General features: G+C 59.6%; 22 protein-coding genes. 8 read left to right on the top strand and 14 right to left on the bottom strand.

Features of this window, described 5'->3' with window-relative positions:
- The first annotated feature begins 52 nt into the window (after nt 1–52).
- Complete coding sequence (locus NKJ20_RS27530; protein WP_352748387.1) at nt 53–460, top strand: hypothetical protein; 408 nt, start codon at nt 53–55, stop codon at nt 458–460.
- Complete coding sequence (locus NKJ20_RS27525) at nt 457–2,691, top strand: relaxase/mobilization nuclease domain-containing protein (RefSeq protein WP_352748385.1); 2,235 nt, start codon at nt 457–459, stop codon at nt 2,689–2,691. Before NKJ20_RS27530 ends, NKJ20_RS27525 begins: the two co-directional genes overlap by 4 nt.
- Before the next feature lie 266 nt (nt 2,692–2,957).
- On the opposite strand, the gene NKJ20_RS27515 is transcribed toward NKJ20_RS27525, so the two are convergent.
- From NKJ20_RS27515 to NKJ20_RS27490, 6 genes are all read right to left on the bottom strand, one after another.
- Nucleotides 2,958–5,108, bottom strand: coding sequence for a type IV secretory system conjugative DNA transfer family protein (locus NKJ20_RS27515; protein WP_502902837.1), 2,151 nt, complete (start codon nt 5,106–5,108; stop codon nt 2,958–2,960).
- An 11-nt stretch (nt 5,109–5,119) separates the two neighbouring features.
- The gene (gene virB11, locus NKJ20_RS27510) at nt 5,120–6,145 is read right to left on the bottom strand and encodes a P-type DNA transfer ATPase VirB11 (protein ID WP_352748382.1); all 1,026 of its coding nucleotides are present in this window, start codon (nt 6,143–6,145) and stop codon (nt 5,120–5,122) included.
- The gene (virB10, locus tag NKJ20_RS27505) at nt 6,142–7,605 is read right to left on the bottom strand and encodes a type IV secretion system protein VirB10 (RefSeq protein ID WP_352748380.1); all 1,464 of its coding nucleotides are present in this window, start codon (nt 7,603–7,605) and stop codon (nt 6,142–6,144) included. Before virB10 ends, virB11 begins: the two co-directional genes overlap by 4 nt.
- A complete protein-coding gene (locus NKJ20_RS27500) occupies nt 7,605–8,390 on the bottom strand; it encodes a TrbG/VirB9 family P-type conjugative transfer protein (protein WP_352748377.1) in 786 nt (261 codons plus the stop codon). Before NKJ20_RS27500 ends, virB10 begins: the two co-directional genes overlap by 1 nt.
- An 8-nt stretch (nt 8,391–8,398) precedes the next feature.
- Nucleotides 8,399–9,106: a VirB8 family type IV secretion system protein gene (locus NKJ20_RS27495; protein WP_352748374.1), complete on the bottom strand. Its 708-nt coding sequence runs from the start codon at nt 9,104–9,106 to the stop codon at nt 8,399–8,401.
- A 78-nt stretch (nt 9,107–9,184) separates the two neighbouring features.
- A complete protein-coding gene (locus NKJ20_RS27490; protein WP_352748371.1) occupies nt 9,185–10,228 on the bottom strand; it encodes a TrbL/VirB6 family protein in 1,044 nt (347 codons plus the stop codon).
- A gap of 12 nt (nt 10,229–10,240) precedes the next feature.
- Between NKJ20_RS27490 and NKJ20_RS27485 the strand changes: the two genes are divergently transcribed.
- Nucleotides 10,241–10,414, top strand: a complete 174-nt coding sequence (locus tag NKJ20_RS27485) for a hypothetical protein (RefSeq protein ID WP_352748368.1) — start codon at nt 10,241–10,243, stop codon at nt 10,412–10,414.
- Here NKJ20_RS27485 and NKJ20_RS27480 read toward each other — a convergent pair.
- From NKJ20_RS27480 to NKJ20_RS27455, 6 genes are all read right to left on the bottom strand, one after another.
- Nucleotides 10,411–11,145: a type IV secretion system protein gene (locus NKJ20_RS27480; RefSeq protein WP_352571944.1), complete on the bottom strand. Its 735-nt coding sequence runs from the start codon at nt 11,143–11,145 to the stop codon at nt 10,411–10,413. The genes NKJ20_RS27485 and NKJ20_RS27480 overlap by 4 nt on opposite strands.
- Before the next feature lie 9 nt (nt 11,146–11,154).
- Nucleotides 11,155–12,228, bottom strand: a complete 1,074-nt coding sequence (locus NKJ20_RS27475) for a transglycosylase SLT domain-containing protein (protein WP_352748365.1) — start codon at nt 12,226–12,228, stop codon at nt 11,155–11,157.
- Between the two features lie 67 nt (nt 12,229–12,295).
- On the bottom strand, nt 12,296–14,698 hold the full coding sequence (locus tag NKJ20_RS27470) for a VirB4 family type IV secretion/conjugal transfer ATPase (RefSeq protein ID WP_352748363.1): 2,403 nt from the start codon (nt 14,696–14,698) through the stop codon (nt 12,296–12,298).
- The gene (locus tag NKJ20_RS27465; protein WP_352748361.1) at nt 14,695–14,988 is read right to left on the bottom strand and encodes a VirB3 family type IV secretion system protein; all 294 of its coding nucleotides are present in this window, start codon (nt 14,986–14,988) and stop codon (nt 14,695–14,697) included. Before NKJ20_RS27465 ends, NKJ20_RS27470 begins: the two co-directional genes overlap by 4 nt.
- A 3-nt stretch (nt 14,989–14,991) precedes the next feature.
- Nucleotides 14,992–15,306: a TrbC/VirB2 family type IV secretion system protein gene (locus NKJ20_RS27460; RefSeq protein WP_352748359.1), complete on the bottom strand. Its 315-nt coding sequence runs from the start codon at nt 15,304–15,306 to the stop codon at nt 14,992–14,994.
- Between the two features lie 12 nt (nt 15,307–15,318).
- Nucleotides 15,319–15,963, bottom strand: a complete 645-nt coding sequence (locus NKJ20_RS27455) for a lytic transglycosylase domain-containing protein (protein ID WP_352748358.1) — start codon at nt 15,961–15,963, stop codon at nt 15,319–15,321.
- Nucleotides 15,964–16,051: 88 nt separating this feature from the next.
- On the opposite strand from NKJ20_RS27455, the gene NKJ20_RS27450 reads away from it, so the two are divergent.
- From NKJ20_RS27450 to NKJ20_RS27440, 3 genes are read left to right on the top strand one after another with little or no spacing between them, the layout of a single operon-like run.
- Nucleotides 16,052–16,654, top strand: coding sequence for a hypothetical protein (locus NKJ20_RS27450; RefSeq protein ID WP_352748356.1), 603 nt, complete (start codon nt 16,052–16,054; stop codon nt 16,652–16,654).
- On the top strand, nt 16,651–17,199 hold the full coding sequence (locus NKJ20_RS27445; protein ID WP_352748353.1) for a thermonuclease family protein: 549 nt from the start codon (nt 16,651–16,653) through the stop codon (nt 17,197–17,199). The genes NKJ20_RS27450 and NKJ20_RS27445 overlap by 4 nt, the downstream gene beginning before the upstream one ends.
- Nucleotides 17,196–17,360 (top strand): hypothetical protein, encoded by a 165-nt coding sequence (locus tag NKJ20_RS27440; RefSeq protein ID WP_352748351.1) that lies wholly within the window; start codon nt 17,196–17,198, stop codon nt 17,358–17,360. The genes NKJ20_RS27445 and NKJ20_RS27440 overlap by 4 nt, the downstream gene beginning before the upstream one ends.
- On the opposite strand, the gene NKJ20_RS27435 is transcribed toward NKJ20_RS27440, so the two are convergent.
- Both NKJ20_RS27435 and NKJ20_RS27430 read right to left on the bottom strand, forming a co-directional pair.
- Complete coding sequence (locus NKJ20_RS27435) at nt 17,357–17,701, bottom strand: hypothetical protein (protein WP_352748350.1); 345 nt, start codon at nt 17,699–17,701, stop codon at nt 17,357–17,359. The genes NKJ20_RS27440 and NKJ20_RS27435 overlap by 4 nt on opposite strands.
- A gap of 145 nt (nt 17,702–17,846) precedes the next feature.
- Nucleotides 17,847–18,122 carry a hypothetical protein gene (locus NKJ20_RS27430; RefSeq protein ID WP_352748347.1) on the bottom strand — a complete coding sequence of 92 codons (276 nt, stop codon included), beginning with the start codon at nt 18,120–18,122 and terminating at the stop codon, nt 17,847–17,849.
- A 291-nt stretch (nt 18,123–18,413) separates the two neighbouring features.
- Between NKJ20_RS27430 and NKJ20_RS27425 the strand changes: the two genes are divergently transcribed.
- A complete protein-coding gene (locus tag NKJ20_RS27425) occupies nt 18,414–20,027 on the top strand; it encodes an RcgA family putative transporter (protein ID WP_352748345.1) in 1,614 nt (537 codons plus the stop codon).
- On the top strand, nt 20,017–21,042 hold the full coding sequence (locus NKJ20_RS27420; protein WP_352748343.1) for an RcgR family putative quorum lactone hydrolase: 1,026 nt from the start codon (nt 20,017–20,019) through the stop codon (nt 21,040–21,042). The genes NKJ20_RS27425 and NKJ20_RS27420 overlap by 11 nt, the downstream gene beginning before the upstream one ends.
- The last annotated feature ends 39 nt before the right edge of the window (nt 21,043–21,081 follow it).

The following is a 21,081-nucleotide window of genomic DNA, read 5'->3' as shown; positions in this document are numbered from 1 at the left end:
AATAGGCGGCGCGGCCCTGGCGGGCCTTAGCGCCCGCAAGCGGGCTTGAGAGATGGATGCAGACGCCCAGAAAGCAGCGATCAAGAGCGCGTCACGACGCTATGGCGAGGTGACGCACATCCGGTTTTCGGCTAACGAGTTGGCCAGCCTCAAAGCCATTGCGGAGCGGGACGGCGTAACCGTTAGCGAGGTCGTCCGGCGTCTCGTGCGGGCAGAGGTCGGGCACCTGCCTATCGCGTCAGAGGCGTTGCGGCCGGCAATCGTGGACATGACCGATCAGCTGCGGCGCGTCGGCGTCAATTTCAATCAGGCCGTGCGCACCATGAACGACGGCCGTGTTGCCCATGATGAGGATCTTGAGCAAGCGCTGGTCGCCGTGGGCGACCTCGTGCGGCAGTTCCGCGAGGAACTGAAGGCGATGACCGTCGAGCCCCGCAAGGCTAGGGAGGCCAGGCCATGAGCGGTCGTCTTGCTGGCTACGCGGCCGAAATCGAACGCTATCTGCGGGGCGGCTCCGGCATGAAGCGTGAGGACCTGGACGACGACAAGTCCGTGACGGGCGCCGGACGCGCGGGCGGTGAATTCCAGGCGATGAAGAGTTATGAGCTGACCGGCGGTGGCGGACGCCTCGGGCAAGGACAAGTCGGCTCTGCGGTAGGTGGCGGCAGAAACGCTCCTCGTTCTTCGCCGGGAGGATTGGGGGCGGCGGGGAGTTCCATGTCCAGGAAGGCACCGAAGTCCGCCGCGGCTGCGAGCTCGCCCAAGGCCCCTAGCGCGCCGATCATGGTCTATGGCGCCACGCTCGCCGGTTTCCGGCCGGAAGAGGAGGAGGAAGACTGGAAGCGGCGCGGCGGCGGCGGCCGTGGTGCTGCGCGCCCGAGCAGTCCAGGACGAGCGGCGCGGGCGGGCTATCAGGCGCGGGCCGTGGCGGCACGGGCAGGCTATGCGGCGGGTGCGCAGCCTGCTGTGTTTAAGGTCATGCCCAATCCGCCATCGACCAAGGAAGCCGCCGCTCGGCTGCTCAATTACATCGGAAAGCGCGAGGACGAAAAAGGCGAGAAACACGACATAGAGATTTTCGACGAGGATGGGCAGGTCCTTGCGACAGGCGCCGCACGAAAGGCGTTCCTGGAGACGTTTTGCGAGACGTTCGAACCGCCCTTGGAAAATACCAATTTTCTCGAGTTTCGTTTCGAACTCGCCGGCGAGGTCACCGGTGCCGACTTGAGCGAGGCGTTGAACAAGGCCTTCGGTGCAAAACCGTTCATCTATGCACAGGACGGACAGACGGTTCAGGTTTACGCACACACCGATGAGCGGGCCGGACCGCTTGCCAAAGTGCTGGCCGGCGGTCGGGAGAATTCGCGCAGCAGGGCGCTCGATAAGATCGAGGCCCGTTTGTCTGAGGAAATGGGCGCGGCGGGGGTGGTCGCCAAGGCAGAGGTAACGGCGGCCGTGAGCCGTGAACCCAAAGCGAAATATTTCCTGCAGAAGTTCATCCGCACCCACAGCCAGGTTCGCCACGCAAATGGCGAGCCTGTACCCGGGGTGAAGAATTCCACCAAGGCGGCCGCTTCGGTCTATGAACAATGGCGCCCGCAGTTTTCAGGGCGTGAGCGCCGCAATGCCTATCACCTGCTTTTCTCGGCAAGAGCCGGCACCGATGCCAACGCGGTCATGGCCGCGGCACGCGCCGTGCTCGAGGAGCGCGCGCCAGGATACAAGTTCGTCCTGGCGCATCACAAGGACACTAAGCACGTCCATATCCATGCGATGGTGCAGGCACGGTCAGCCGACGGCGAGCGCCTGAAATTCTACAAGCCAGATCTGGTCGCCTGGCGCGAGACCTTTGCGGAAAAAGCACGCGAGAACGGCATTGCGATGGTGGCGACGCGGCGCATGGATCATGCGATGACGCGGCCATTCACGAAGGAGCATGCCGGAGCCTATAGCCGCGCCCAGAGCGATCCGCGCTACCAGGTCAGCGCCAGGACGATCGAGCGAGTGGAGGCCAAGCGGCAACGCCGTATCGATGGGCAGTCCCTAGTCGTGAACGGCGATGCAATCGCTGCCGCATGGCAAAAGACTGTGACGACGATGCGGAGCGCGGGCGTAGTTGGTCAGGCTCTCGCGGCAGCGGAGTCGATCGGCAGCAATTTTCTGCAGTTCCGTCGCGATCGGACAGGGGAGAGCCAACCACGTCCTGGCGCGGGTCGCGGAGCTGATCAATCGGGGCAGAAGTCTTTCCTGTCCCATCCCGGTATGAGAGAATTGAACGCACTGATAGGAGATTTGGACATGGCGCAGACCCCCTTGGAAATGCGGCGTCAGATGGCCCGCGTCAATCAGGCTCTCGACAACATGCGCGAGACGCTGCCGGCGGCGCATCAAGGGCAGTTCGAACAGTATCGTGAAGAGGTCAACGACAAGATGCGCGACCGTCTGGCGCGGCTGCAATTCGAGCGGCAGCAGCAGCGTGGTGGTGGTGGCGAGCCGATCCCCGAGCGCGAGGCGCGAGGGCGAGACCTTCCAACTCGGGACGATCCCCGCCAGCCGGAGGAGCCGCGCACAGGCACCGAGCAGGAGAAGGTGAGAGCCAAGCAGAAGGACGCCAACAAGCAGAAGGCTCATCAGGCAGAAGAGCAGGACCGTAAGACCCAGCGCTCAAACGAGAACGATTATGAGCGTTGAGCAAAGATCGCTGCGTGCCTTCTGGCTAAAGTGGCCGAGAGTGTCGGGAAACCACAATGTCGCCGAGGCCCGCTCGGCGCCTCAGAGGTTTAGGATCATGAGCCACGCAGATTTCATTGCCGCGCATGATCTTGAAATCTAGCTACGTGCCGCATCCCAGGATGACCAATGCGCATGCACGATCATCCCACGAATCCCGTTGGTGTCGGCCGCCTGGATGACACGCAGGCCTGCATCACTAACCAAGGCAAGCCCAACGCCTTTGCCTACCCATCGACTACATCAGGCAAAGTATCTTCGACGACGCTCAAATTCCTATCGAAAGCCTCGGTGTCGGATGCGTGGGCTCGGAGAGATCGCACCTTGTTTAGGATCGCCGCAACCGCCGCTTCTTTGTCGGGTGCTATGCGTGTTGTCACCGCTTTGGCCGCCAAAGCGGTAAAATCTATGGCGGCATAAGCTGGTACGGCTGCAGCATCTGTTGCTCTCAGCCGGTCTTTCACGACTGCGCGCCGGCCCCGCCGCGGAGCCATACGGCCGGCTTTTGCGGCAAATGTTGCGCCGCGCCGCAGGCGCGTCTGCAAGAGGCCTGAGCGGTATGCGGGTGCTTTCGGCACAATCGTCGGGAGCGTAGGAGATGGGACCGCCGCGGAAGCGTCCAACGCACGGCTTTTCGTGCGCGAAGCGTCGGTAGAGGCGGGCAGGGGCATGAACGCGCGTTTGGCGAGCTGGCCGTCGGCGAAATAGAAATTGCGCGTGCCGAGAATTGGCAGTTCGCCGCGCGGCAATATGATGACCTTGTTCTTGTCGAGCGTACGGATTTCATCCGGCCGCATGAGGGGCCGACGCACTTCCTTGCGGTGGACCGAGCGTGTGTAATAAGTGTCGAACAATGTTGCCTTGGTGCGCGTCACGTCTTTTTGCACGTCCGACGTTTCGCCGAGCTGCTCGGAAACGTAGCGCAGATCGTCAGCGTCCTGCGCACCGAAAAAGATCTGCACGCGAGCCGCATTGATGAGGGTCTTGCGCCCTTCCTGGCGATAAATCTCGTCTACAGCCTTCAGCGACTGTACGAAAAACCACATCGAAACGCCGTTGCCGCCGAGTACGCTCGCCATTTCGGTCACGTTCTCGAGCTTGCCGAGATTCTGGAACTCGTCGAGCAGCACAAGCACCGGATGTTCGTCCGGACGCGGCAGGTTTTCCGACATGAAGTTCATCATCTGCGTGATCAGGACGTTGAACAACGGTCCGAGCGACGTAATCTGCTCGCGCCGCACGTCGAGATAGAGAGATATCCGATCACGCTTGAGCCTGCGAATATCGAACGTGCTGCGCGACGTAGCTCGCATCAGGCGCTCGTTGAGAAAGGGGGCCATGCCGGTGCGTACGCCGGCATAGATTCCGGAAAACTGCCGCTCGGACATTTCGAAATATGGCAGCAGGGTTTGCAGCGTAAAATGCGAGCATTCGCGGCGGCGTTCCTCGCGCAGCGAGCCGATGAATTCCAGGAGCGGCTGCTCGGCGCCGTTCATGATCTCGAGGATTGTGGCAAAGGTCTTCTTCTCGTTCGGGATCGCGGGCGACTCAATGACGAAGGACGCTATGCCAGTAAAAAGGAGGCGAGCGTCGTTGACCCAATAGGGATCTGCGTTGGATGGGGGCCGGGGAAACAGCGCCGCAGCGATATTGCGAAGGTCGATGTCGCGCTGCGCCGAATCCAGCGAGATGAAGTCCATCGGATTGTAGCATGCGGTATTGCCGTCCGGATCAGCCGGCGCGAAGCGCGCCACGCGGCTCATGGTTGAACGGTAACCGGCAGTCGCCGCATAGGTCTCGCCGCGCAGGTCGAGAACCACGAGCGAATGCGGCCAGGTCAACGCGTTCGGGATGATGAGAGAAGTGCCTTTACCGGAGCGCGGCGGCCCTATGACGAAGCCGCCGACATCATCGCCATCAATCCACAATTTCTTGCCGCCGATCAGCTTGCGCTGCGTCAAGCGGATCTTGCCGGAGCGCTGATCGCGGCCCGGCGAAAAAATTTCGGCAAGCCTGCCGCCGGCTCGACCGACGAAGACGCCGCCCACTTTCGTCAGGCCGGTTTTCGATACGTCGCTCACGGTCATGAAGCGAGAGTCATTGCGCTTTCTCGGGCGCATGAGGAACAGGCTGACCAGGGGCGCAAGAAACCCTAATGCTCCCGCCGGAACGGCGTATTGTACCCGGCCAAGATCCCTTGCCATCGCGTCCGCCCAGGCCTGACGAAAGACCGGCAACGGATTGGCGTTCAGCTGGTCGAACAGGACGTGGGAGCCAGTCCTGTACCAATCAGTCGCGGCATAGCCGACCGTGAAGAGCAGGACGCCCAGGGCCATCGCCATGAGCACCATGAAAATTGCTGTTGCGATTTTCTGCATGAATGGCCCCGCTAGATTGTCTCCGCCTTGGTAAACTTGATCTCGCTGATGCCGCGCCGTCCGCCTTCTGTCCGAACCATCTGGACGACCACCGGAATGACCTCGCGCAGATAGCCGAGGATTTCGCTTCGTGAGAGGCCCGAGCTGCCCTGCATGACCATGAGCGCCAGCCGCTCGTAGGCGGATCGGGCGGAATTGGCATGAACGGTCGTGAGGGAACCCGGGTGGCCGGTGTTGATCGCCTGGAGGAACGTGAAGGTTTCAGCGCCGCGCAATTCGCCCAGCAACAGACGGTCGGGCCGCATGCGAAGCGAGGCCTCGAGCAGCTGTTGCGCGGAGACCTTTGCAAGGCCCTGGTCGCCCTTCGAGGCTATCAGGGTCACGTTGTTGGAAGCCGGCAGCCTCAGTTCGCGGGTATCTTCGATCGTGATGATCCGTTCATGGGCAGGGATCTCCTTCAAGAGCGCATTCAAAAACGTCGTCTTGCCGGTGGAAGTACCGCCCGAAACGACGATCGAGACGCGGTTGCGCACCGCATATTGCAGAAAGTCCAGCGGCGACGTGTCGTGCAGCATCTCGACAAGTCGCTTTTCTTCGGTCGAAAGCGCCAGGCCGCTGCCCATCGCCGTGTCCTCGAAGGCGCCGAGATCCTTGTAGGCAGCAAGGCTCATATCCATGATGACCTGCTTGCGGATCGAGATCGCCCCGCCTTCGGGAGCCGCCGGCGGCAAGATGCATTGGATGCGCTCGCCTGAGGGTAGAGCGGCCGACAGGACCGGCTTTTCTTCGTTGATGACCTGATTTGTCGCCGAGGCGACGCCGGTCGAGATATGCCTAATCCAGCCGGGCGTGACCTCGCGCTTGACGACGTGCTCCATTTCCTTCGCGCCGAGGCGTTCGATGAACAATTCACCGGGCCTGTTGATCGCAATCTCGGACACCGCATCTTCGTTCAAATAGGACCATATCGGCTCCAGATGAGCGCGCAGGACCGGGGCTCTCGCCCAAGGGTCGGGGAGGGGATGGACGGCATTCATTTCACCGGGCTCCCATAGCCGGGATAGAAATTATCCTTTGGGGTGCCGTAGAGAGGCGTCGGATCGACCGCCGTCTTCGGCCGTCCACCTGTCTTCAGACGTGCAACTTCTTCCTGAACGGGATCGGCGTACAAATCCGAGAAATCGAGATCGCGCCGCACCAGCACGACAATCGATGTGCCCTGGTCGACGTAGACTGTCGGGCCAATGTTCTGCGTGTCGCGAAACGCCTCTTGCGCGAGTTGCTGCAGGGCGGTCGATGATTTGTCGAACGCGATGCTGCGGGCGTCGCGCTGCGAGCCATTGCCGCCATAAGTTACGGTCGTGGTCTCGCCGGTTACCGGATCGGTCGTCGACACCTGGCGCTGTTGTCCATCCGGACTGCGATCGCCAAGCGAGGACAGATATTCAGAGACACCGCCAACGACGGAAAGCATGATGGCGTTGCCGTACCGTTCAACCCAGTGCGTATCGACACGGCCGCCCATGCCACCGCGGCCGAGCGCGTCTGCCCCGGGCGACTTGATATCGACGGAAATGCCGTCCGAGCGGACGACCCTGCTCCAGACGATGAAAACACGCTTTTGACCGCGCGCAAGCCCCGAGCGGTATTCCCCGGTCAGGCGCGAGCCTTTTGGAATGAGGATCCGCCTGCCGTCGAGCGAGAAGACATCCTCACGCACGACAGCGCGCACGGCGCCGGGAAGGTCGGTGTTGATCGCGGTTTCCAAGTAGCCGCGAATGATCGTTCCTTCAGGGATCAGCGCATCGGTGCGTCGAAAGACCCTGGCTTTGACGATGCCGGAAGAATTTGCCTCAGACTGCGCCAGGAATGCCTCGTTGGGATCACTGTCGGCGCCGAGGACCGGGATGATCTGACCGTCGGGCGCGATTTCGACCTGTGTCGCCTGGGCGCCGGCATCTGTTGAGCCGGTTTCATCATTCGTCACCATCTGGTTCGACCGCAGGCGTTCCCACACCGCTTTTTCACGCTCGGCGGCCTCAGCCTTAAGGCGTGCCTCGTCCTCCGCTGCGGCCTTGCGTCGGGCTTCTTCCTCCTCGGCCTTGCGGCGAGCTTCCTCGGCCGCCATTTGCGCCTCCAGCGCGCGCCGCTGCGCATCGAGATCCGCTCCCTCCTGCACGGTCTGATCGACATTATCGGCTTGTTGCGTGCCGTTCTGGTCGGCGGCCGGTGGCGGCACCACGATCTGGTCGATCGTGCCGTCGGCAGGTTGCGGCGGTTCGTTCAACGCCGGCGGGCGGAACTCGGGCGGGTTGAAGTTTTCCTCGCCATCGCTGCGAACATCGCGCGATACCGGCTCTCGAGGCCAGTTCAGCCATATCAGCGCGCCAACCAGCACCACGCCGAGGCCGACCAGGGCGATCCTGGTACCCACGCCCGCACCGCGGCGCGCGACCGTCGGGCTGCCGTCCAGCTGGTTATAGTCGATCTGGGTCATCACCGCCCTCCGCTCGGTCCGAACAGGGTGGAACCGCCCGTCAGTTTCGTTGGACCGTAGACCTGCTCGACCGGATCGATTGCGTTGGGTCGCGCCCGGTTGTAGAGGCAGAGCGTCTTGCCATCGGCTCGCAAGGTGAATTGCCGCGCGACCTTGTCGATGACTGTGTATTTGCCTTGCGTGCGAACGTTGACCAGTGACTCATGGCGTTTGTCGTCGACAACTAAAATCGCCGGAATGTCACCCTTGAACTCCAGAAACACCCTCGTGCCGTCGTCGAATACGGTGCGCGGCTTCAAGCTGTCGTCGCCCTTGTAGGCGTAGTCGTAATTGAGATCGGCATAGTTCAGGTCCTTCAAATCCGGATCAGCAGCGCTCTCTTTGGCCTGTGAGAGCAGGCGCGCGTTGACATCCTCGTCCGGGTATTTGAACCGGACCTGGAAGGATGCCCGGTCCCGGTCATTGTCAGTCGCCTGCAGCAGCAGGGAATAGACGCGCCGGTTGGTGACCACGTTGACGTTGGTCCAAGCATCGCGCTCCAGGGGCTTGACGAACAGAAATCGCGATCCGCGTTTGGGGATGATCGACCAGCCTTTCGTGTCGCCGGCGGAGACGGTTTCGATGACTTCGGTCGGGCTGAGCTCGACCATCGTTGAAATGCCAAGAGCTGCGCGCACCGACGTCACGTCGTCATTGTTGAAGGTGACATATCGGATGCGGCCGTCGCGTGCGGCCGCGCCGTGGATCGTGCCGAGCAGAAGGGCGCCCGACAGAGTGAGGCCCATGCGCCATCTCATTGCAGGCTTCCCGCAGCGGGCGCCGATTCCTGGTCGCGGCGGTAATCTGTAACCTGAAATCCCAGCGGGTTGTCGAAACGCCATTCGTTCTTGAGCGGCGTTGAGGTGTAGCGGAACTTTATCACCGCCACCCAATTGTCGGCCGTCGACGAATTGTCCCGCCGCGTCGTCGTGGCAAAGCGTACCGAGGCGGTGTTGCGATTGAGCAGGGAAACCGACTTTATCTCGACGGAGATGGTGACATTGCGGCCATAGGTCTTGTCCAGAGAGTGCGGATTTGCGGGCGTGAACAGCCATGTCAAATCCTTGGACGCGGCGTCGGTGGAGTAGAGCTGCGCCAGATCGTAATTCTGTTTTAGTTCACGCGAATCGTAGGTTTCGCGAGCCCTGATGTAGCGGACCAGATTGGCTGCGGTGACGGCTTCGTTCTGGGACAAATCTCCAGGCTTCAGCGCGCGCATGATCTCGAGGTAGCCCGTCGATTTGTCGACCTCGACAACGTACGGTTCGAACTGCCGGAGCGGCAGGACCAGCACGAGCGCCAGCAGCGACAGCACCGCAACCAGTCCGAAAACGCCGCTGACGATCCACGCCAATGTACGCGATCGACGCATTGACCGGTGCGTGTCGTCTTCCCAGGTCGCGCCCGCCCTGTAATAGCGCTTGTCGACGAGTTCGCTGCTGCGGTCAGCAGCTGTTTCCATTGGAATTGCCACTTTACTATTGCCTCGTTTGCGCGACGCATCTGATCCAGCACCGCGATCGGTGATCGTTCTTGTGTTCTAGGCCAGAGGCCTGGAGTTATCGCGCGCACCTTGCTGGATGGCGGACCGGGTTGCGGCATCCGCCCTCGCTGCTCGCGAAGATCGAAAACTGTTTGCCGCGAGTTGCCGGGCGCGCCGAGCGGCACGGCCGGTGGCCCATCGCGCGCCGGAATAGCGCACGGCATTCCTGCCGAAGGTCCCATAGGAATAGCGAGCTCCCACGGTGCTGAGATACCCGCCGCCATTCAGGATCGAAGCAATCGACGGTATCTGCATGAGAACGTAAATCCCGATGATCGTCACCAGCACCAGCGGCAGCACCAGCGACATTTTACTGTCCATGGTCGCTCCGCCGGACGTGGCGGTGTTCAGCGCCGCATTGACGAGCGCGAAGTAGAAGCCGAGGAAGCCGTAGATCAGGATTTGCTGGATCATCAGAAACGTGGTGAGCGAGAGGAAGCCTTCGCTCATGCGCGAGGACCAGCGGTAAAGCCAAAGAATGATCCATATCGGCGCCAGGGCGAGCGTGATGAACAACATCACTTTGGCAGCGATGATCGCGGCAATGGCAAGCGCTGCGAAGATGATGGCCGACAGCAATACAAGCAGCGACAGCAGCGCGCCAAAAATGTCATAGAAGGATCCGCTATAGACCTGATTGGCGACGTCCTGCGCCCCTTGGTAGAGGTTGTCGATAAGCGCTGGAATTGCCGCCTGATCGCTGAGCTGATTGCCTGTGGCTCGCGACACGGCGCCAACGATCACCTTTCCGACCTCATCTGGAATGCTTTGCACAAGCTGGTAGATCGTCGCGGAAAATGTCCCCCATCCCGTCAGCAGCAGATAGATGATGACGGCGCGGCCCAGGCGATAAGCCGCTTCGATTGGCGAAATCGACTCTCGCCCGCTCAGGATCGAATAGCCCCACCACACGATATAGAGGGTCAGCATGAGGGTGAAGACGTTGCCCATCGCATTGCCCAATTGCATATAGACGGTGCGAACGAAGTCCTCACCGATGTTGTCAATGCCACCGAGGATGCTTGCGGCGAGACCGTTCATGGATCCTCGTCAATGATGCTGGCGAACGGCGTTGAATTGACCGGCTTCGGCGCGCCGCAGTTGTCAGCCTGGGCATACGCCAAAGGCCCGCACGGCGCTTTCAGTTCACGTTTTGCGCAACCGAAAAGCACTGCGCCGAGCCCAATCACGGTGCATATCCGCAACGCCCGCCTCGACAAGTGCTAGCCCCCGCTCTTGCCAAAGTCCGCGAACGGATTGACGTTGCGCGGCGTCATCATCTTCTGCACCTGACTCTGGCGAAGAAGATCTCCCTTCAGCTTCTCATTCAAGGCCGCGACCGCACCGTTCTGGACGCCGATCAGTTCGTTGACCGCGCGCGCGTTTTCCAGCTGCATTCGTGTGTTCTGGTCCACCGAACCCTTGACGTCCTGCGACTGCCCGATCTGCCCACTCGCGGACTGCAATGACTGTTGGCGCTGGGTGACGCCCTGGGAAGCCTGCGACGTCAACGCGCTTAGCAGCGAGGCCACGTTGACGCTGCCGCCGTAGGCGGTGTTGACGGCGCTCGTCTCCTTGCCGGCAATCTGCTGGAGCTGCTTCACCAGTTGCAGGCCATTGATGACCGCGCCGGCGATTTTCTGGATTTCGGGCGACAGGCCACCAAACGAAAGAGCCCCGCCGTTCAGGATCGATCCGAACGACGGCGCCTGGGCGATCGACATGTTGCCGCCGAGGCCCATCTGTCCGATCCCGAGCGAACCGTCACGACTGCCGCTGAGAGCCTGGAGGATCTCCTCGCTCTTTTTCAGGATATCCTTGTTCGAATCCATGATGGAGTTGGTGTTGTCCGCATTCTTGCGGGCGACATCGAGATTGGCGCCATCGATGACGGCAATCTGTGCGTGGGCCGTGCTTGCCCAAAGCGCCAGACTGGCGGCAATCGCGAATTTCTTCATGTCAGCCTCCTATTGCTCTAGAGAATCGATGACGCTGGCAGCGCCAGCAGGGTCAGTGGTGATGATCATCGAGCGGCTGTCGGCTGAGCTTGTCCCCGCGTTCTCAACCGCGCATGGTAGCCACCGGCCGCGATCGATCTTCAACCGTTCCAGTTCCGCGGGATTGCAAGAGAACGGGTTTGGAGAACCGCTCTTCGGCTGTTGCACCAGCTTCGACGCCTGCGATGCCTGAACGTTCTGCAACGACAGAAGTTGGGCCAGCAACGCCGTGAAGTCCCCCGCCTGGGCGAGGTACTGGTTGGTGACATCCGCGTTGATCCCACGAGCCGACGAGTTCAGCTCCCAGGCGTCCTTGTATTCGGTCACCGGGCCAACGTTGCCCGCTAGCGCGTCGATCGCCGCATCGTTGGCGCCCATCTGCGATGAGCTTGCATCAAGGCCGCCAGCCGCCTTCCTCACCGTGCCCATGGCCGCGTCCTGGGCCGTGCCGCCGGCGCCGTCCGCCGTTACGATCGAGAATGGTGGCGGCGCAGCGGCTGGAGCCTTGCCGCTCGATACATATTCGTTGAAGTAGCTGTTCCAGCGGCCGACGCCGCCGGCCCACTCTCTTTGCTCGCCTGCGTTCGATCCGTTGTAGAAGGAGGCGAGACAGCTGTAATTCGTCGCCCCGCATTGCTTCACGCCCATTCCGAGATATTTGACACCGCCTTCGACATTCTGCTCGTTCACGTCGCGGTCCAGTCCCATGGACTTGCCGGTGCCTTTGGTCAGCTGCATGACGCCTTTGACGCCGGTGTGGCTCCCGGCGCATGTGTCGAAGCGCGATTCCTGATAGGCAACGGAAAGCGCCAGGCCTTCGGGCACACCGTACTTTTGCGCATAGTAGCGGATTAGCTTTACGTTGCCGGCGTCGCGCTGCAACGCGTCGGCCGGCGACCGACGAAACATCTGTGAGCGGTATTTGTTCGAATAGGTGCAGACGACGCTTTTCTTCTTGTCGGTTTCGTCCTTCTTTGCCTCATCCGACTTCGTGCTGTGCTGCTCGTCCTCTTGCCGCTTGTCGAGGTTCGAATCGTCGATCACCGCGATCTGAGCGATAGCCACGCTCATGCTTTCCGCCGTAGCGAGAGCCACGGCCAGACAAGCGCTGCTAAGCCGCTTCGTCATGCTCGTTCTCCCACCCGCAGAAGTATGGCAGCCACATCTCCGGCTCATCGCCGAAGGTCTCCCGGAGCCGTGCGCATTCCTTGCTGTTGGCTTCGTTCGAGGACAAGACCTTGATGAGATCGGGCATCGCCGACAAATCGAGCTTGGCTACGATCGAGTCGCTGTCGTGCTTGACGAGGAAGGTGCGTGTTTCCTTGGCGGTCCGGCGCACGAACTCGAATTCCTTCGCTGTCAGCGAGAAGCGCTCCATGTAGGATTCCTTGCTCGCCTTCGGGTTGGGGAAGAAAATGTTGGTCTTCGTTTGCTCGATCAGCGACGACGAGATGGAGGAATTGACGACGTCTTCCGCCGTCTGCGTGCCAAAGCCGACAACGCCGTTCCGGCGACGAATGGTCTTCAGTGTCTCGTTGATGAAAGCGGCGAAAACCTCGTCGTCCAACAGCTTCCAGCCTTCATCGAGGAAGAGCATGATCGGCGAGCCGTCGATGACGTCCTCAAGACGGTGGAAGATGTAGAGCAGCGCCGCCGAGCGCAGCTTACGGTCACCTAGGATCTTCGTCATGTCGAACCCGACAACGGGTTTCGAGAAATCGACCAGATCGACAGGATTGTTGAAAAGCCAGCCCTTGTCCTTCGGGTCGAGCCAGGGTTGTATCCGCGCCGCCAGATCATTCATGCCAGGCATGAGCGAGCCCCGCAGCACTTCCGGCAGCAGGTCGAAGGTCCGCTGTTCGCGCGGAATCTTGTAGATCATGTCGACGGCGGCGTTGATGACGCGCATTTCCGCCACGTCCAGCGCGCCGCCTTCCGGCGTCAAAATGTAGATGAGCAAGTCTTCAAGGAAAGAACGGTTTTCTGCGGTGTCTTCGAGCTGCAATGGCGCGAACCCGGTCGGCTGAGAAGGCTCCATCACCTCGTAGCGGCCGCCGAGCGCCCGAACGAAAATTTCAGCGCCGCGCATATAGTCGAAATACACACATCGCGGCCGCGGCATGATGCGCATAGCCTGCGCCATCAGGAATGACAGCACGACGGTCTTGCCCGAGCCGGTCGGGCCGAACACCGTGAAGTGCCCGACATCGTGAACGTGGAAGTTGAAATAATAGGCCGTCTGGCTGGTCGTTTCGAGCAACGCGATGGGCCGTTTCCAATGCAGCCGCTCACGTTGGCCGGAGGGGAAATTGTGTCCTGAAAAGAGGCCGGCGAAGTTCAGCGACGAGATCAACGCACGTCGCGCGATGTAGCTGAAATTTCCCGGCAACTGCGCCCAAAAGGCCAGTTCCGTGTTCAATGTCTCGCGAACCGGCACGATCGACATGCGCGAAAGCTCGGCCGTGATGTCGGATAGCGCACGGTTGAGCCCAGTCATGTCCGGTGCCAAGGCCATGACGCTCATGTGATGTTGTCCGAAGACGACTTCGCCGCCGGCCAGCTTGTCGGCGCCGTCGTGGACGGACTCCTCGACCGTCGTGCCCGCCTCGTCTGAGCCCTCGACCTGGTTCGCGATGGTGTTGATCCTGCGCATCGCCGTTACACGATCTTCGATCGCAAAACTCTGCGTCAGCACAAACTCATGTGGCAGGCGCAAGAGACCGTCCAATGAGCCCGGAGCGGTGAACGGTGGGTATTCCTTGATCGACACCATGGCGCCGATCGTGCCTTCGTCCGGCCCGCGAAGTTCCAGCGCGGATTTGCCGAAAAACAGCTGTCGTGTCGCCAGGACATCGCCAAGGGACATGCGCGGCAAAGGCATTTCCACGTCGCTACCGCCGGCGAGGATCTTCGCCAGAAACTCCGCAGGCTCGGAAAAGAAGCTGTCGCGGCGCTTTACGACACCGAGAAGACGCGCACCATAAGCAGTGAAATCCTTGACGACGCCGTCGAGAACGTCACGCAGTTCGGCCATCGCCTCTTCGCGGGTTTCTTCGCCCGCGGTGCTGATGCGGAATGCATTGAGCGCCTTGTCCACCCAGCCGACGCGGCCGACCATCGGTCGGCGTATGACCGCCAGATACGCTTCGTTGACGAAAAGGTTTTTTGCGCCAAGCTCATCCATGTAGCGGGCGTCGAGCTCGGCCACGAAAGGGTTGTCAAAATCGCCTTCGATCTCCGGCGTCACGTGGCGGCGGATGATCGTTGTGGAGACCGCAAAGCGAGAGGTCGAGAGATTGCGGAACGTCGTGTTGCGATTGAACATGCGGCTGTTCAACTCGGCCTGGTCCATCGTCTGGAAGGGCAGGCCACTGAGCTGGATGACGCCGACCAGAAAGCCGCTCTTCGTCACGATCAGATTGTCATCGACATGGCGGAGGTAAGGGATGTGCATCGCCGCGGGCTTTTCGCGGCGGCGCTCACGGCCAAATTTCAGGTCGGCATCGAGGCTCATGGCGAATAGCTCCTCGCGCCCCAGAAAGTAATGTTCGCCACCGCTCCGCGTTTGGAGACGCGCCGCTCGAAAATATGAAACATGTAGGGGTCACGCTGGCACAGATATGCGCTGACCAGATGCACCACGCCGAACACGCCAAGGCCGAGCATGAAGCTGCTGGTGGCAATAAAGCCGATCACCGCCAGGATGCCGTTCAGCGCGAAAACCTCGTAGCGCACGCCCCATTTCATCGGGGGGCGTGTCAAAGGCAGGCTGACCGGCTCGACATAGACTTCCTCGTCCTCCATGTCTCAGCTGCCTCCCGCAGTCGCGCGAACCGCATCCACCAGTTGGGCAGCGCCGAAGATCAGAGCGATGCCGATGATGATGGAGAAAGCCATCATCCACGCCAGCCGGCCCGTCATGGCGAGGAAGCCAAGAAAGCAGACAGCGATGATGGCGAATGAGCGCGCTATGTTGCCCTGCAGAACTCCGACGAACCACTCCAGCACGTTTTCCACTGGTGCCGCCGACTGGGCGTAGGCAGTGGCCGGTGCGAGAGCTATTCCGATCGCCGAGGCCAAGGCCAGTTTCAGGACAAATTTGCCCGCTTTCCTGTAGTTCACCCTTGGCTCCTTTCAGTTGCCGAAATCCATGACATGACCATCCTGCCAAGCGTCCTCGCTTGCTGGCGGAACTGCCGCGAGCGTTTCGGATTTGGTCAGGGCGTACTTCTTCACGACACCGCCGAACTTCCAGCGGTTCAGTATTTTCACGATGTATTCTGCAGTTTCCGGATTCACCGGAATGCCCTGCGCCTTGTAGACGCTGTTGGGCCCGGCGTTGTAAGCCGCCAGCATCAGCAGCGGATCCTGGAACTCGTCATAAAGTGACTTCAGATAGCGGAGGCCAGCCCGGACATTTGCCTCTATGTCGCAACGGTCGCTCACGCCGAGATCGGCCGCCGTGCCTGGCATCAGCTGCATGATCCCCAGGGCCCCCGCCTTCGACGGACCCTGACTGGCGCCGAGATCGCTTTCGGCCCATGCAATCGCCTCGGCCAGATCGGTGTCGAACCCTTCCTCCTGCGCGATTGAACGCACAAGTCGCGAGACCTCAGCACGATTTCCGGTGGTACACGCCGCCGGCCTTTGCGCGGCGATGGCTTCTGCCGGCGTTGCAAAGGCAACTGCTACGCGGTCTGATGCCAGTTCCTGGCCGTGCGCTTTGAACGGCATCATGGCGCCACACAGGGTGAGCAGGAGAGCGAATCGAGCGTTCATAGTGTCGCCAAAATTTAACACTTTACTATGGCTACACGCAGCCCTAGTAAAGTGTCAACACGGTATGTCATCGCAAGGACGGATTTCGATGAAACAGGCGGCCCTTTGCACGGTTCTTCTGCTCCAGGGCACCGTGGCTTATGCTGCAGGCGTCGACGCCCCGAGTGCCTTCGCGCAGCCGTCGGAGCACTACCTGCTCCAGTTTGCGAAGCCGGGCGAGAAGGTGTTCGTCTATGAACGCTACGATGCAAAAGGCGCGCTCTTTCAGCGCGATGCGGCGACCCTCATCTCGCCGGTCAAGGTGCCGTCGGCGACCGAGCGCGTCATCAACGGCGTGACGTACCGGCTGCGCGGCCTTGCGGCCTGCCCCAAACCGAAGATTACGTACAAGACGCAGCAATGGGACTGCACGAAGGCCGCGCAGGACTATGAAGAAGGCATCTACAACGACCGTGCGTCTGTCGTGCTTTGCAAAACACTTGTGCTGCAAAGCAAGAAGGGTGAACCCGACGCTGTGTCGTGTTTCTCGCTCGTGGGTGCGGGCAACGCAAACGACCCGTACAACGTCGCCTACGACGATGACGAAATGGTTTTTTTCGACATGGCGGCAATCAGACGCAACAAGGACGGCAAATCGCTGCGCCCCGATCTGGAGCATTCCGCCGACCTCGGCGGACAGTTCCAGGAATGAAACAGGCGTGCTTTGCAGTGCTGGCCGCATTTTCTGTGTGCGCATCGGCACAGGCGCAGGATGCCACCGATCCTGCCGTACCCGCGCCCTTCGCGGTATCGAAATCGGCTCAACTGCTGACCGGAGATACCTGGCGTGACGGAGATCACCTTTTCCGCCTCTATGGCGTCCAGTCATGTCTTCGAGGCACATCAGCCGAAGAGCCAAATGGAAACAAAATCGATTGCGGGAACACCTCGCTGGCGCACCTTGCTGCGCTGTTCGATAGCGCCGCGGTTACATGCCAGCCAATCGGCTACGCCCTCGACAAGGCGGTTTTTGTCGTGTGCGGTGCTCAGCTCGATGGCGAAACAATCGACGTTGGCACCGCGCTGATAGCGACCGGATATGCGTTTGCCGCAATGACAGCAAAAGGCAAAACCGTCAATGACAACTACCTCGTCGCGGAAATCAACGCTAAGATGAAACGTGCAGGTTTGTGGAGCACAACGTTTCAGCATCCTGTGCAACTGCTGCTGAACCAGCGGTCGGAGAGACAGCCATGAAGCATGATGATGAAGCGCACAGATATTACTATCCCGTGGAAGGGCGCACCGACGGCGCCATTGGCGATGCTATTGCATTCATCGCGATCATCTTGGTACCAGCAGGACTCTATGCGGCCTGGAATACCGTGATCTCCTGGATTTCCGCGCTCTTCTTCTAGGACTGCAGTTTCGTGAAAGAACCGAGCAACGCGCGCAGATCGTCGACATCAATCTCGCACCAGCCTTGCCCCAACAACCGCCGGAAATAAGCTGCCTTCATTTTCATTTCTGCGATGTTGGTTACCGGGGCAATGGCAGCACGCCTTCGCAGTGCGGCCTCCTCCGCCATGACCACGTCCAGCCTCCGACCCAGCAAGATCGCGTCCGTACCCTCGGCCTCCATCGCTCGCTTGCCGAGACGTTCAAGCTCAGCAATACTCCGACGATGTTCCGCTATCAGTTTCGCGACGCCTTCAGCCGCTACCACCTGTCCGTTGCTACAGACCAATTGAATAGACATCGACCGGCTCCACGTAACTGATACTTGGGGAGGCGAGAAAGTAGCGATAGGTTCATCCCTCTGCTTCTCGGGCTCCCGAAGCCCTGGCTTCCCCTGCCTTTCGCTCATGCGAGCACACTCCGCCCCTGCCACCAGACAAAACGTTTCAGCTTGTACGCCGAGATTGCCCATCCCGATTTTGACCTTGGCGCGGGCTCGACCAGTCGATGGTGCGAATGAACAGTCCCATGCGGTCCTTCTGGTCGGCGAGAGGATGCCCGACACGGGCGCGGGTTCGGGAGCATGTCCGGTTGCCGTGCTTGATATTCTTCGGCATCGGCCTGCCTTCGGCGCCGGTGTTGGTGCTGGCCCAGCAACCCGCGTCGACCCTGTCGCCGGCAACGAGAAGACCAAGGGACCGGCCGAAGGTGCGCCGGTCCATGATCTGAACTCGGACTGCTCATCTGACAGCCCGTAAAGTCTGTAACACCAGGATTTTTTAACATCATAACCGTCTCGTAAGGTGGGCGCCCGCCCTGCGACCGATCCGGGCAGTTCACTGCCTTGGCTGGCCTCCCACGCAACAACCGTGTTCAGCCTCTCCAGCGGGTTCCGGTCATTCGATCTTCTCCCGGCCGGCCAAAATCGAGTTGACAAAACCGTTGATTGAGGACGAAGGCACGATAAAATACGAAGCCTAGCGAAATGGAACGAAACTAGAGCCCGTAAGTCATTGTTTACGAACGGAAAGTTATTTCTCCCTCCGCCGAGAGACGGGAGTGATTTCAAAGAATTATTCAAACGACTGGCGGCGGCGGGTGCGGGTCGGCCGTTAGGCAAAGACGGGTTTCCTGCAGGCCCATGGACGCCCGAGCTTCTTGCAGAGGCGATTTCACAGATTGATTCCAATCAGGTTGGGGTTGATCTGCGAACGGTGCAGCTTTGGTTTCAGGAGAACGAGAAGGGGATTAGCACTACCAACATTCGTTGGCTGGCGAGGATTTTTGGATGCGATGATCCGATCGCGACTAGCGAATGGCAGATGGAGCTTAGTGCGGCGCAATCGCGCTTATCGGCCAAGAGACGAGAATGGAAGAGAGCCGGAAGCAGCGTTGCACAGGAGACTCCAGATACGGCACTGACTGGGACTTTCGATGACAAGACAGACGCGCCGGCAGAGCTGACACGGGATACTGACGCCAAGGGGCCGAGGCGGCGTTTTAGTTTGGCGAGGAAATCGGAGGCGTTTTTTAGTTACGGATCTCCCCTGAATTTACCGGCGTCGGTGTTTGCCGGCATGACCGCCCTCGGCTTTTTGTCGTACATCATTGGTATCCACAACGTCACCTACGAGCGAGCCGACGGGCTCGTTAAGCAGGTTGGATTTCTTTGGGCTGCAAATTGGACACTCGACTTTATGGTGTTCTTACCGCTGTTTTTCTTCTTCGTTATAGAGTTGCTGGTCTTCTGGAAAAGTGAGGGGCGCAGAAAGCTTGCAGTGCAGGGCGATCAGGTGGAAAGCGACGACGCCTGGTTGCGCAACGTTGACTCTTCCTCGTACACCTATTGGTCGGTTTTTTTGATTTGCTTGCTGTTCGCGGGTCTTTTTCAATGGATCGGCGTGTCCCTGATCCCGTTGATGAGGGGCGGTGGCAACTATGCCATGGATTGGGGGAAAATAGCTCTTGTGCGTCCTGAGATCGTATCTGTCCCAGAAACAGTCGCTTTTACGGGGCTAGCCTACCTATACATGTGCCTGGTGTTTTATCTTTTCTTCGCAGGTCTCATTTTGGTCTACACGGTTGTTCATGAGCTTTGGAGAATTGGGGACAGATTGAAGAAGCTGTCGTATGTTGATCATCAGCAAGAACTCAATGAAGCCGGCCTCACAGTGATGCGTGCGGTTTTTCGGTGTACTGTTTTGGGGGTTCTGGTCGCCATATGGATGAAGGTCCAAAGCTCGTATCTGGCATCCAGTGGTGAAAATATTGTGGCGTGGTTGGTCGGCGATATGTCTTTTATGTTCCAAGGTCGCGAGCATGTGACCAACGGGTTCCGCTATCGCATGCCGACGCATTACAGCAGCCTTCTTGTCGTTATTTCAACCTGTTTTGTATTTCTGTATGGCACCATCCGATTAGGTGTCGGGGGTCGATTTCATGCGCCTTTGTGGAAGATGTCGGCGGTCGTGGCGTTACTTGTTGTCAGCTACTTGTTGATCGACACGTTTGCCGGCTTTTCGACCCTTCTGGCCATTTCAGTGCTAGTCGCGCTTTACGGCCTGTTCGATCCAGGGTTGGGGCGATGGCGAGAGAGTGATTTGGGAAACAAACAGAGTGTATCATAGTTGGCTTGATCGTTGGGACGAACGCCGGGCCCTTCGCGGTGAGGAAGGGAAGAAACCAACGGATTTCGTCCTTGACGCGGAACGCGCCTTTCCAGGTGCGAAGAAGATGACAAGTATCGAGGGATTCTGTGCCCTTGCGGACCAAGCCGTGGTTGATCCAGCCTTTTTCGATGAGCCGAGTGTGAGTGATCAGGGGTTTGAAAGGCTAGATGGGTGGCTCAAATTTCCATCGGACATTTCTACTGATGTCGAACAGAACAACGTTGTCTCGGCGAAAATCACAGAAGGCGGGGCGTTCGATCAGGCAATGGTGATTTTTCACCATTGGAATGCAAGCGCCCGGAATCGTCAGATTGCCAACTTTTTCTCGCAGCGTGGCATCACGGTTGTCGAGATTGCTATGCCTTATCACTTAGAACGTAGCCGTCCCGGCTCCGTGCACGCCGATTATATGCTTAGCCCTAATCTCGGTCGAACGATCCAATCTGTAAGGCAGGCAGTGTTGGATGGGCGAAAACTCATACGATTGTTGAAGAGCGAAGGCTATCGAGAGATTTCGGTTGTCGGTATGAGCTTAGGCTCGTGGGTTGCGGGGCTGGTCGCGGCGCACGACTCGGCTGTGTCAAAAGCCTCTCTGTTTCTGACGGCGGGGAGTCTAGCGGATATGGTTTGGACGGGTCGCGCGACACGACTGATACGTGACAGCATTGAGTCTGAGATTGAGCTGACCGATCTCAGAAGGGCCTGGGGTCCGCTTAACTTGGAGAATTACGAACTTTGTTTGGCACGGCCTGATCTCGATCTTCACGTTGTGTTGGCTAAGAGAGACAAAGTGGTGTTGCCAGAACTATCGGAGAGGTTCATGCGGAGGCTGAAGGATGCCGGTGCTAGGCCAAGTATTTTGGAATTAAACTGTGGTCACTATTCGCTCGCCATGCCGCCTTACATTTTGTGGGCCGGTTTGAGCTTGAAGCGGTTTCTGTCGTGTGCTGACAAGTCGGCCCGGCGAGCATGAGTGTGGCGTTGGCCGGTCAGTTCACCAGAAAATTCTCTG

Source organism: Mesorhizobium sp. M0185 (assembly GCF_040322175.1).
GTDB lineage: Bacteria > Pseudomonadota > Alphaproteobacteria > Rhizobiales > Rhizobiaceae > Mesorhizobium.
This window is presented reverse-complemented; position numbering and strand designations above follow the sequence as displayed.

What these genes read in the sequence shown, in the direction of transcription:
- NKJ20_RS27530 (WP_352748387.1), top strand. Translation starts at nt 53, where the DNA reads ATGGATGCAGACGCCCAGAAAGCAGCGATCAAGAGCGCGTCACGACGC.
- NKJ20_RS27525 (WP_352748385.1), top strand. Translation starts at nt 457, where the DNA reads ATGAGCGGTCGTCTTGCTGGCTACGCGGCCGAAATCGAACGCTATCTG.
- NKJ20_RS27515 (WP_502902837.1), bottom strand. Translation starts at nt 5,108, where the DNA reads ATGCAGAAAATCGCAACAGCAATTTTCATGGTGCTCATGGCGATGGCC.
- virB11 (WP_352748382.1), bottom strand. Translation starts at nt 6,145, where the DNA reads ATGAATGCCGTCCATCCCCTCCCCGACCCTTGGGCGAGAGCCCCGGTC.
- virB10 (WP_352748380.1), bottom strand. Translation starts at nt 7,605, where the DNA reads ATGACCCAGATCGACTATAACCAGCTGGACGGCAGCCCGACGGTCGCG.
- NKJ20_RS27500 (WP_352748377.1), bottom strand. Translation starts at nt 8,390, where the DNA reads ATGGGCCTCACTCTGTCGGGCGCCCTTCTGCTCGGCACGATCCACGGC.
- NKJ20_RS27495 (WP_352748374.1), bottom strand. Translation starts at nt 9,106, where the DNA reads ATGGAAACAGCTGCTGACCGCAGCAGCGAACTCGTCGACAAGCGCTAT.
- NKJ20_RS27490 (WP_352748371.1), bottom strand. Translation starts at nt 10,228, where the DNA reads ATGAACGGTCTCGCCGCAAGCATCCTCGGTGGCATTGACAACATCGGT.
- NKJ20_RS27485 (WP_352748368.1), top strand. Translation starts at nt 10,241, where the DNA reads ATGATGCTGGCGAACGGCGTTGAATTGACCGGCTTCGGCGCGCCGCAG.
- NKJ20_RS27480 (WP_352571944.1), bottom strand. Translation starts at nt 11,145, where the DNA reads ATGAAGAAATTCGCGATTGCCGCCAGTCTGGCGCTTTGGGCAAGCACG.
- NKJ20_RS27470 (WP_352748363.1), bottom strand. Translation starts at nt 14,698, where the DNA reads ATGAGCCTCGATGCCGACCTGAAATTTGGCCGTGAGCGCCGCCGCGAA.
- NKJ20_RS27465 (WP_352748361.1), bottom strand. Translation starts at nt 14,988, where the DNA reads ATGGAGGACGAGGAAGTCTATGTCGAGCCGGTCAGCCTGCCTTTGACA.
- NKJ20_RS27455 (WP_352748358.1), bottom strand. Translation starts at nt 15,963, where the DNA reads ATGAACGCTCGATTCGCTCTCCTGCTCACCCTGTGTGGCGCCATGATG.
- NKJ20_RS27450 (WP_352748356.1), top strand. Translation starts at nt 16,052, where the DNA reads ATGAAACAGGCGGCCCTTTGCACGGTTCTTCTGCTCCAGGGCACCGTG.
- NKJ20_RS27445 (WP_352748353.1), top strand. Translation starts at nt 16,651, where the DNA reads ATGAAACAGGCGTGCTTTGCAGTGCTGGCCGCATTTTCTGTGTGCGCA.
- NKJ20_RS27440 (WP_352748351.1), top strand. Translation starts at nt 17,196, where the DNA reads ATGAAGCATGATGATGAAGCGCACAGATATTACTATCCCGTGGAAGGG.
- NKJ20_RS27435 (WP_352748350.1), bottom strand. Translation starts at nt 17,701, where the DNA reads ATGTCTATTCAATTGGTCTGTAGCAACGGACAGGTGGTAGCGGCTGAA.
- NKJ20_RS27430 (WP_352748347.1), bottom strand. Translation starts at nt 18,122, where the DNA reads ATGGACCGGCGCACCTTCGGCCGGTCCCTTGGTCTTCTCGTTGCCGGC.